This is a genomic window from Aeromicrobium sp., from assembly GCF_049586495.1.
Classification (GTDB): domain Bacteria; phylum Actinomycetota; class Actinomycetes; order Propionibacteriales; family Nocardioidaceae; genus Aeromicrobium.
Map to the genome: position 1 here is coordinate 35,821 of NZ_JBAVCB010000041.1, position 9,565 is coordinate 45,385.

Genomic DNA, 9,565 nt, shown 5'->3' on the forward strand with positions numbered 1-9,565 from the left:
CGCCTAGCCTCGCGGCATGACCCAACGCCCCGTCGAGAACGTGTGGGACTACCCGCGACCCCCGTCGATCGAGCCGAGCGACGAACACCTCGTCGTGACCTTCGGAGGCGTGGAGATCGCCGACACGACGGCGTCCTACCGCATCTGCGAGACAAGCCATCCGCCCACCTACTACCTGCCGATCGACTCCTTCGCCGACGGCATCCTGCGGCCGATCGACGGCACCACCTTCTGCGAGTGGAAGGGGGCGGCTTCGTACTTCGACGTGGTCGTGGGACACCGCAACATCGCGGCAGGTGCTTGGACCTACCAGCACCCCACCGCTCGCTTCGCTGACCTGCTGGGACACGTGGCCATCTACCCCGCCAAGGTCGACTCCTGCTCCATCGACGGCGAGACCGTGCAGGCTCAGGACGGTGACTTCTACGGAGGCTGGATCACGTCACGCGTCACCGGACCGTTCAAGGGGGCGCCGGGGACGCTCGGCTGGTAGGGCGCGCAGCTCCTTCGTCGCCGCTTCAGCCGTTCGTTCCTCACGGCTGCCGGGCTGCGCCCGGGGCGCCTTGCCTCGCTGCGCTCGGCCCATGGTCTTGTTCCACCGGTTCGGGACACACCGAGGGCGCCGGTAGACTTGCTGGGTGAGCATTCCCTCTCTTGACGAGCTGCGGGCGATTGGCGCGGCGCAGCAGCCGACGTACGCCGATCCGGCCGTCCGCGACGCTGCGGTCGAGCGACTGCGCCGGATGCCGCCGCTGGTCTTCGCCGGTGAGTGCGATCAGCTGCGCGACCGCCTCGGCGACGTCGCGCGCGGGAAGGCCTTCCTCCTGCAGGGTGGCGACTGTGCCGAAACCTTCGAGGGCGTCACGGCAGAGAACGTGCGCAACAAGCTGCGGGTGCTGCTGTCGATGGCTGTGGTGCTGACGTACGCCGCGAGTGTCCCGGTGGTGAAGGTCGGTCGACTGGCCGGCCAGTACGCCAAACCGCGATCCAGCAACGACGAGACGCGCGACGGTGTCACTTTGCCGGCCTATCGCGGCGACGCCGTCAACGGATTCGACTTCACCGCCGAAGCCCGTGCCCACGACCCGCACAGACTGGTCGAGGTCTACCACGCGTCAGCCGCCACGCTGAACCTGGCGCGCGCCTTCACGACCGGCGGCTACGCCGACCTGCGGCAGATGCATTCCTGGAACACCGATTTCGTCAAGAACAGCCCGGTGAAGGAGCGGTACGAGCGCATCGGCACCGAGATCGACCGGGCCCTCGCCTTCATGGACGCCATCGGCGTCGACCCCGACGAGTTCCACACCGTCGACTTCTACTCATCGCACGAAGCGCTGATCCTGGAGTACGAACACGCCATGACACGCATCGATCAGCGCACCGAGCTGCCGTACGACGTGTCAGCGCACTTCGTGTGGATCGGCGAGCGCACCCGGCAGCTCGATGGCGCTCACCTCGAGCTCTTGCGCCACATCGCCAACCCGATCGGCGTCAAGCTCGGGCCCACCAGCACCGCAGATGACGCCATCGCCCTGTACGAGAAGCTGAACCCCGAGCACGTTCCGGGCAAGGTCTCGTTCATCACGCGATTCGGTGCCGGCAAGATCCGCGACGGCCTCCCGCCGTTGATCGAGAAGGTCACTGCCGCCGGCCTCGAGGTGGCGTGGATCTGCGATCCCATGCACGGCAACACCTTCGAGGCGAGCACAGGCTACAAGACCCGCGAGTTCGATGACGTCATCGACGAGGTGCGCGGCTTCTTCGAGGTCCATCGCGCCCTCGGGACGTGGCCTGGCGGTCTGCACGTCGAGCTCACCGGCGACGACGTCACCGAGTGTCTCGGTGGCGGGCTCAAGGTGTCCGCTGAAGACCTGAAGAACCGGTACGAGACGTTGTGCGACCCGCGCCTCAACCGGGCGCAGTCACTCGAGCTGGCATTTCTCGTGGCCGAGATGCTCGCCAGCCGCGACTGACTGTCCAGGCTGGGGGATGGGCCGCCCCGATCGTTCGGCCAGCACCATGCCTGACACGACGAGCAGACCGCCGACGATCAGGCGCGCGTGCACCGACTCCGAGCCGAGGACGACGGCAAAGGCCGCCGCGAACACCGGCTCCATCGTCATGACCAGAGCCGAGCGAGCAGCGTCGAGGTGGGCCTGTGCCCAGGTCTGCGCCAGCATTGCCAGCGCCCCGGCCACGACAGCCATGTAGAGCACCGACCACCAGTCGCCCGCGCGGTCGGGCAGCGTGATCCCTCCCGGTGCAGCGAACAAGGTGCTCACCACGGTGATCGTGGCCATCTGCACGGTAGCCATGCCCAGCGCGTCCTCGGCGCGAGTCCACCGCGAGAGCAGCACGATGTGCACGGCGTAGAGGAGGGCACACGCGACCGTGATGGATTCGCCGTACCCGAGGGCCGAACCGCGCAGCGAGAGGATGGCGAGTCCGGCGGTGGCCAGTGCCACCGCACCCCAGACGCGGCGGTCGATGCGCATGCCGAAGGCGCCAGCTGCGATCACGGGAGTGGCGACGACGTAGAGGCCGGTGATGAAGCCCGAGACGCTGGCGTCGGTGTAGCCCAGACCGACCGTCTGGAGCATCTGGGCGAGGCCGTAGACCGCGCCGGCGATGACGGCTCGACGCCGTGTCTGAGCGGACAGGCGCAGCCAAGCGCGTGGCGCGAGGACCAGCAGGGCCACGGTGGCGATCGCAAAGCGTAGCGCCAGGAAGTCCGACGCGGGAACGCGATCCAGAAGATCCTTGATCAGGAAGAAGGTGGAGCCCCAGACCGCTGTCACGGCAAGCAGGGCGATCGTCGCCAGTCGGTTCATGGATGGTGGTCTGTCAGAAGAAGGAGATGTTGACGGTCGATCCGCGCTTGGCCTTCTTGCCGCCGTCCGGGCTCTGCCGTTTCACCGTGAAGTTGTTCGGGCCGTAGGCCCGCACCTCGAAACCTGCCTTCTCGAGGATCTTGACGGCGTCCTTCTTCTTCCTGCCCACGACCTCCGGCACCTTCACCACGTCAGGTCCCTTGGACACGACGAAGGTGATGGTGTCGCCCTTGAACAGCGTGCCGCTGTCAGGCTTTTGGCTGATGATGATGCCCTTGTCGATGTCATCGCTGAACTGTTCTTGCACGACGGACTTGAGGTCGGCCTTCTCGGCCGCTGCCCGCCCATCCTCGATCGGCTTTCCGGTGTAGTCGCTGATCGGGATCGGTTCGCGGCCCTTGCTGACATAGACGTCGACCTGGGTGCCGCGCTTGAGCTGCTGGTCGGCCTTGATGCTGATCGGCCCGATGACGCGGTCCTTCTTGACCTTCTCGTCAAACTTGTCGGTCGTGTCGCCGATCACCAGATCGACCGCCTCAAGCTTGGCGGTCAGCGCCTTGACCGTGAGCCCTTTGATGTCCTCGGGCAGGACGACGCGGTCCTTGCCCTTGGACACCACCGCGTTGATGGTGGAGTCGGGCAGGATCTTGTCGCCCGGGCCCGGGTCGGTGGCGATGACGACACCAGCGGGCACGGTCTCGGAGAAGCGGCGTTCGCCGACCTTGAACGTGAACCCGGCCTTGACGGCGTCACTCTTGGCCTCGGTCTCCTGGCTGCCGACCAGCACGGGGGTCTGCGTGTACCGGCCGTCGGCGACGTACCAACCCAGCACCCCAGCGAGCAGCGCTGCGACGAGAGCGCCGATCAACAGGCGGCGGCCACGTCGAGCGGGTGGCTGGTTGGCCCGCATCTCGCGGTAGCTCTCTGGGCTGATCGGCGGGTGCAAGCCGGTCGGATTCAGCCCTGCGGACGTGGCTGCGATCGGGGGGACTGGTTCACCGCTCCATTGCACGGTGTGCTCGGGCGAGTCGCGCACCTCGGTCCCGTGCCGACCCGTGTGCACGGTCTCAGTGGCCGCGGAGGAGGCGGCTGCGCCGGCGGCGACAGCCACGGCAACGGTGTCGTCGCTGACCTCGCCGGACTCGTCAGTGGCCCCGGATCGCTCGGTGGGCATGCCGACACGGGGAAGGAGATCGGCGGTCAGGTCGGCGTCCTCGGTGACACCGGCCTCCAGAGCGCGACGCACCGAGCGCACCTGCTGCAGCAGCACGCGGGCGTCGGTGGACCGCTGGTCGCGGTCGCGCACGGTGGAGCGGGCGACCAACGCGTCGAGGAACGCAGGGATCGTCGCCACGATGGCCGAGGGCGGACCGATGTCCTCGTGGACGTGCTTGTAGGCGACCTGGATGGGCGAGTCACCGACGTGCGGTTTCACCCCAGTGAGCATCTCGTAGAGCATGGCCCCGGCGGCGTACACGTCTGAGCGTGCATCGGCGCCCTCGTGCAGCACGATCTCGGGCGCCAGGTACGACACCGTGCCGATCAGGGTGCCTCCGGTGGCCGTGGTGGCGGCGCTGACGGCGCGAGCCAGTCCGAAGTCGGCGACCTTGACGTCACCGTCGGGAGTGATGAGGACGTTCTCGGGCTTGACGTCACGGTGGATGATCTTGGCCGCGTGGGCGGCCGACAGCGCGATGAGGACCTGCTCGATCAATCCCAAGGCACGCAGCGGGGGCATCGGCGCCTCGGCGCGCATGAGGTCCCGGAGCGTGCGACCCGGGACGTATTCCATCACCAGATAGGCGACGTCACCGTCCTTGCCCTGGTCGAAGACCGACACGACATTGCGATGGTTCAGCTTGGCGGCCGACTTCGCCTCGCGGACGAAGCGATCGGTGAACTGCTGGTCGTCGCCGAGCGCGTGGTGCATCACCTTGACGGCCACCTCGCGATCGAGCCGCTCGTCCATGGCGCGGAACACGCTGGCCATGCCTCCGCGGGCGATGCGCTCGCCAATGACGTAGCGGTCGTCGAGGACGCGTCCCACCAAGGCGTCGTCCCTCTGCACTGCCACGTCCGCCCTCCTCGACCGATCGACTGGATCGTCTCGTCCACGCCGATTCTATGGACTCTGGCCTGAATGACAGCCTCGGCGTGCCGTAGGGCCCCCACCTACGTCACGATGGTCCCATGCGTCGCGTCGGCTTCTTCCTGCTGCTCGTGATCGTCACGGTCGGCTACGTCGCCTTCGTCGAACCTGGCAGCCCATCGGCGACGCCTCCGGCGTCTCCGCCGCGAATGGAGACGTCCGTGTCTCCGCCGGTGAGCACGCCGCCCTCATCGGCTGAGCGGTCCTTGCCGCCGGAGGCCCGCGACACCATCGCCGCCATCGATGCGGGTGGACCGTTCGGCTACGACCGGGATGGGTCGGTGTTCCAGAACCGGGAGCGGAGGCTTCCCGCCGAGGAGCGCGGGTACTGGCGCGAGTACACCGTGGACACCCCCGGGTCGTCCGATCGTGGCGCGCGGCGCCTGGTGGAAGGACGCCGCGGCGAGCTCTACTACACCGACGACCACTACAGAACGTTTCGCCAGATCCGCTCAGCTGGGGGTGGGGCATGACGTCGACACTGTTCTCCCTGCTGTCCGGCGAGACCCCGGCCGGGCTCTTCCAGTGGCGCGGCAACGTCTCGCGCGACATCGGCGGCGAAGGGCGGTCGGCGGGCTGGGTCGTGCGCGAGCTGGATACCCGACACGTCCGAGATCCCGATGAGTTGTACGACCAGATCGCTGCAGCGTGGGAGCTCCCGTCATGGTTCGGTCGCAACCTCGACGCCCTGTGGGACGTGCTCGGCGACCTCGCGGTCTCACCGTTGCTGGTGGTCTGGACCGGGTACGGCGATCTGGCCGAAATCGACCCGGAACTGGCTCAGACCGTGCTGGAGCTGCTGCGCGACGCGTCGACGCAGGCGCGAGCCATTGCAATCGTGGTGCTCGAGGCTCCGGCGCTCATCGATCTCGACGCGTTGCTCTGAGCGCCAGCGGCCCGAGAACGTCCCTTGCCCCGAGCGCGTCGATCGCTGCATCCGCCTCGGCTTCGAGTCGGGCGATGTCGGCTTCCACCGCGGCCAGCGCGCCACTGGAGCGAATGACGGCCTGGACGTCGTCGACCGCTTCGGTTCCGAGCCCGTTGATCACGGTCGCCCGTCCCGCGGCGTCGGTGAGCTCGAGCGTGCGGGCCACCAGCACGGTGCGCTTGCCCTCGCGCAGGTCGTCTCCGGCCGGCTTGCCCGTGACCTCCGGGTCGCCGAACACCCCCAAAACGTCGTCGCGCAGCTGGAACGCCTCGCCGAGCGGGAGGGCCACGTCACTCAAGCGGCCGAGCATCGTGGCGTCGGCACCAGCCAGAGCCGCCCCGATCTGTAGCGGACGTTCCACGGTGTACTTGGCCGACTTGTAGCGCACCACGACCATGGCGTCCGCGACGCTGACATCGGGACGGGTCTGCGCGGTGACGTCGAGGAACTGTCCGGCCGCGACCTCGGCCTTGCATGCGTCGAACACCGCGATGGCGGAGCGCGCCGCTGACGGTTCGCCTCGCAGGGCAGCCGCGACCAACATCTCGTTGGACCACGACAAGAGCAGATCGCCCATCAGGATCGCGGTGGACTGGCCGTACCACGCCGGGTCGCCAACCCGATGGCGCGCGCGGTGGCGTGCTGCGAAGTCGCGGTGCACGCTCGGGCGGCCCCGGCGGGTGTCCGACCCGTCCATCAGGTCGTCATGCACGAGCGCGCTGCCCTGCAGCAGCTCGATCGCAGCGGCGGCATCGGTCATCTGGTCGTCGCCGTCGGCGCCGCCGGCCGCCAGCCAGCCGGCGCGGCAGAACGAGGCTCGGAGGCGCTTGCCACCGCTGACGAACTGGGCCGCCGCGCCGACGAAGTCGAGCACGTCGGGGCCAAGGGGTTCGAACGACTCGAGCCGGGTCTGCACGAAGGTGTCGATCGCCCCGTCGAGGTTCTGACGAAACGCCATCTCGGCGGACGTGGTCTCGTCATGGCTGGGCACGCTCGGACGATACCGTTGGCCCATGCCAGCCGCCGACCGGTCCTTCGTGGATGCCCTCAAGGGACCGCAGCCGACCTACTCATTTGAATTCTTCCCTCCCAAGGACGATGACGGTGAAGCGCTGTTGTGGCGCACGCTGGAGGAATTGGAGGCGCTGCAGCCGACTTTCGTGTCGGTCACCTACGGCGCGGGAGGAACCAGCCAGGAGCGCACGGTACGCATCACCGAGCAGATCGCGGTGCGTACCTCCATGCGACCGGTCGGTCACCTGACCCTGGTCGCTCAGAGCCGGTCCGAGCTCGAGGGTGTTCTCAAGCAGTACGCGGCGGCGGGCGTCACCGATGTCCTGGTCATCCGCGGCGATCCGCAGGGCGGCCCCCGAGCGCCGTGGGAATCTCACCCTGACGGCATGACGCACGCCATCGAGCTCGTGCAGCTGGCCACCGGTCTGGGTGGATTTCGGATCGGCGTGGGGGCCTTTCCCGAAGGCCATCCGGATGCCGCGTCGATCGACCACGACGCCCGAGTGCTGGTCGACAAGGCCGCCTCGGGCGCGGAGTACGCCATCACCCAGCTGTTCTTCCGGCCCGACGACTACTTCGGGCTGGTGGATCGCGTGCGGGCCCTCGGGGCCGACCTCCCGATCGTGCCCGGCATCATGCCGATCTTGAACTTCGCCCAGGTGGCCCGCATGGCTGAGCTCTCCGGCGCCGCCATGCCACCTGAGGTGCTGGAACAGATCGAGCCGGTGCGCGACGATCCGGCAGCCGTCCGCGCGGTCGGCATCGAGCTGGCCACGCAGCTGTGCCGAGACCTGCTGGAAGGTGGCGCCCCGGGCCTGCACTTCATCACCCTGAACCGGTCCAAGGCCACCCGCGAGATCTTTCAGGTCCTCCGAGCCGAGGGCCGCCTCTAGCCGAAGAGCTAGCGGGGGGCGGGGCCGATGGATTCGGCGATCGCGGCGGTGGCCATGCCGATCTCCTCAAGGGTGCCGCCAGACCACGCGTGCGCGCCAGCGAAATGGACACCGTGCCGCGGGGCGATGCCGGGGTGGTCGTCGATCGTGGTCCATCCCTGCCACGCCCACCCCCAGTGGCCGAGACGCACGAGGTCGGGCGGCGCGAGGGTGACGCGGTCGACGACGTGCTCACGGAGGTCGAGACCGGCACGGACCAGCGAGACGATGGGATCTTCGCCGCCCAGATGCATCAAGGTGCAGCGGTCGTCGCCGTGAGACGCGACGCGGACCGGTGGATTGGAGTGAGCGAGCAGGTCGCGCGGGAGAGTCGGCGCGTCCGGCCCGAGCGTCACGAACGTGCGCGACGCGGGGATCGCCGGCAGCGCACGAGGCCGAGGGAGGGGAGCGGGCCATTGGGATGCGCACCAGACCACGATGTCGGCGGGCAGGCTGCGGCTGTCCGTCACCACGGACGTCACCGTGCGGGCATCACCGATGCCGTCGAAGGTCAGCTCGTGGGCGGTCTCGTCGCGGGCGATGGTGACCTTGCGCTCCGCCAGCCGGGTCTCCAGCGCGTCGGCCAGTCCCGCGAACCCGCCCGCGAACTCCCAACGGCCGAACGTGCGATCCAGGTAGTGGCGCACCGCGGTGTACCCGGGAGTTGTCGCGCGGTCCTGGCCTTCCAGACGCAGGGGATCGAGCACCAGCTTGACCAGGCGCTCGTCCTCGAGCTGTCGCTCGGCCAGTCGCTTGATCGAGCGACGGACATCCAGGGTCCGCCGCGCCGTGCGGTCCAGGTCGCGCCGACCGCTCGGCGTGCGGTCCAGCAAGGTCCGTCGCAGGACGTCCCAGCGGTCGGGCCAGGCGTCGATCCAGTCCGACCACTCATCGGCAGGCTGGGGATCGGAGCTGAGCTCAGGCTCCAGAGCTGCGCGTATCGCGTCGTGCTGCAGGGCACGATCACCAAAGGGCAGATCCAACACCGTCTCGTCGCGGAAGAGATGCCGTCGCCCTGCGGTGAGGCTCATGTCCACGGATCGCTCGATCGGACGGCCGGACTTGCGGAACAAGTCGCGGAAGACCCCGGGAAGTGTCACGGTCTCGACATCGAGCGGCCAGCGCCGACCCTGGATCTCCACCCCCCGGAGTCGCCCGCCCAAGCGCGAGCCGGACTCGATCAGCGTGACGTCATGGCGCAGCTTGGCCAAGCGCGCAGCCGTCGCCATGCCAGCGAAGCCACCTCCGACCACCACCACGTTCACCACGGGCGCAGACTAGCCCGTCGCGGGTGTGGAACCATGACGCCATGGGTCCGGTGCGCACCGAGGTGATGTGGCAGTCCGTGCTCGACGCGGTCGAAGTCACCGGAGTCGACGCGTTGAGGATCCTCGATCTCGGGGGCGGCACCGGCAGCGACGCCGTGCGGCTGGCGCAGGCTGGCCACCACGTCACGATCGTCGACCCCAGCCCAGACGCACTGGCGTCATTGGAGCGTCGGTCCGCCGACGCCGCACGGGCGGGTGAGGTGCCCGGACACGTCCGGGGTGTCCTGGGCGACACGACCGATCTCCTGCAGCATGTCGACGCCGGATCGTTCGAGCTCGTTCTGTGTCATGGGGTCCTGGAGCACGTAGACGACACGGATCAGGCCATGTCGGTCGTCGCGTCCGCCTTGCGGACGGGCGCCCACGCCAGTGTCGTGGTC

General features: G+C 68.4%; 10 protein-coding genes. 6 read left to right on the forward strand and 4 right to left on the reverse strand.

The genetic code is table 11. The features are described from left to right. Positions 1–16 precede the first annotated feature (16 nt). Complete coding sequence (locus tag WB508_RS02245) at positions 17–493, forward strand: DUF427 domain-containing protein (RefSeq protein ID WP_423843247.1); 477 nt, start codon at positions 17–19, stop codon at positions 491–493. Positions 494–638: 145 nt separating this feature from the next. Next, positions 639–1,976 carry a class II 3-deoxy-7-phosphoheptulonate synthase gene (locus WB508_RS02250; protein WP_423843248.1) on the forward strand — a complete coding sequence of 446 codons (1,338 nt, stop codon included), beginning with the start codon at positions 639–641 and terminating at the stop codon, positions 1,974–1,976. Here the strand turns inward: WB508_RS02250 and WB508_RS02255 are convergent. Then, positions 1,926–2,834 carry a DMT family transporter gene (locus WB508_RS02255; protein WP_423843249.1) on the reverse strand — a complete coding sequence of 303 codons (909 nt, stop codon included), beginning with the start codon at positions 2,832–2,834 and terminating at the stop codon, positions 1,926–1,928. The genes WB508_RS02250 and WB508_RS02255 overlap by 51 nt on opposite strands. Before the next feature lie 13 nt (positions 2,835–2,847). After that, on the reverse strand, positions 2,848–4,908 hold the full coding sequence (gene pknB / locus WB508_RS02260; RefSeq protein WP_423843250.1) for a Stk1 family PASTA domain-containing Ser/Thr kinase: 2,061 nt from the start codon (positions 4,906–4,908) through the stop codon (positions 2,848–2,850). Positions 4,909–5,024: 116 nt separating this feature from the next. On the opposite strand from pknB, the gene WB508_RS02265 reads away from it, so the two are divergent. Next, the gene (locus WB508_RS02265) at positions 5,025–5,456 is read left to right on the forward strand and encodes a ribonuclease domain-containing protein (protein ID WP_423843251.1); all 432 of its coding nucleotides are present in this window, start codon (positions 5,025–5,027) and stop codon (positions 5,454–5,456) included. Beyond that, the gene (locus WB508_RS02270) at positions 5,453–5,869 is read left to right on the forward strand and encodes a barstar family protein (protein ID WP_423843252.1); all 417 of its coding nucleotides are present in this window, start codon (positions 5,453–5,455) and stop codon (positions 5,867–5,869) included. Before WB508_RS02265 ends, WB508_RS02270 begins: the two co-directional genes overlap by 4 nt. Here WB508_RS02270 and WB508_RS02275 read toward each other — a convergent pair. After that, positions 5,844–6,902 carry a polyprenyl synthetase family protein gene (locus tag WB508_RS02275; protein ID WP_423843253.1) on the reverse strand — a complete coding sequence of 353 codons (1,059 nt, stop codon included), beginning with the start codon at positions 6,900–6,902 and terminating at the stop codon, positions 5,844–5,846. The two genes, WB508_RS02270 and WB508_RS02275, sit on opposite strands and share 26 nt — an antisense overlap. 22 nt (positions 6,903–6,924) lie before the next feature. Here WB508_RS02275 and metF point away from each other — a divergent pair, with 22 nt between their 5' ends. Beyond that, positions 6,925–7,818, forward strand: a complete 894-nt coding sequence (gene metF, locus WB508_RS02280; RefSeq protein ID WP_423843254.1) for a methylenetetrahydrofolate reductase [NAD(P)H] — start codon at positions 6,925–6,927, stop codon at positions 7,816–7,818. 8 nt (positions 7,819–7,826) lie between these two features. Here metF and WB508_RS02285 read toward each other — a convergent pair whose 3' ends face one another. Further along, positions 7,827–9,125, reverse strand: a complete 1,299-nt coding sequence (locus WB508_RS02285; protein WP_423843255.1) for an FAD-dependent oxidoreductase — start codon at positions 9,123–9,125, stop codon at positions 7,827–7,829. Between the two features lie 41 nt (positions 9,126–9,166). Between WB508_RS02285 and WB508_RS02290 the strand changes: the two genes are divergently transcribed. Further along, positions 9,167–9,565 (forward strand): class I SAM-dependent methyltransferase (locus tag WB508_RS02290; RefSeq protein ID WP_423843256.1); only part of this gene is annotated, 399 nt, incomplete at its 3' end.

Coding starts and splice junctions, on each gene's coding strand:
- WB508_RS02245 (WP_423843247.1), top strand. CDS start 17: ATGACCCAACGCCCCGTCGAGAACGTGTGGGACTACCCGCGACCCCCG.
- WB508_RS02255 (WP_423843249.1), bottom strand. CDS start 2,834: ATGAACCGACTGGCGACGATCGCCCTGCTTGCCGTGACAGCGGTCTGG.
- WB508_RS02265 (WP_423843251.1), top strand. CDS start 5,025: ATGCGTCGCGTCGGCTTCTTCCTGCTGCTCGTGATCGTCACGGTCGGC.
- WB508_RS02270 (WP_423843252.1), top strand. CDS start 5,453: ATGACGTCGACACTGTTCTCCCTGCTGTCCGGCGAGACCCCGGCCGGG.
- metF (WP_423843254.1), top strand. CDS start 6,925: ATGCCAGCCGCCGACCGGTCCTTCGTGGATGCCCTCAAGGGACCGCAG.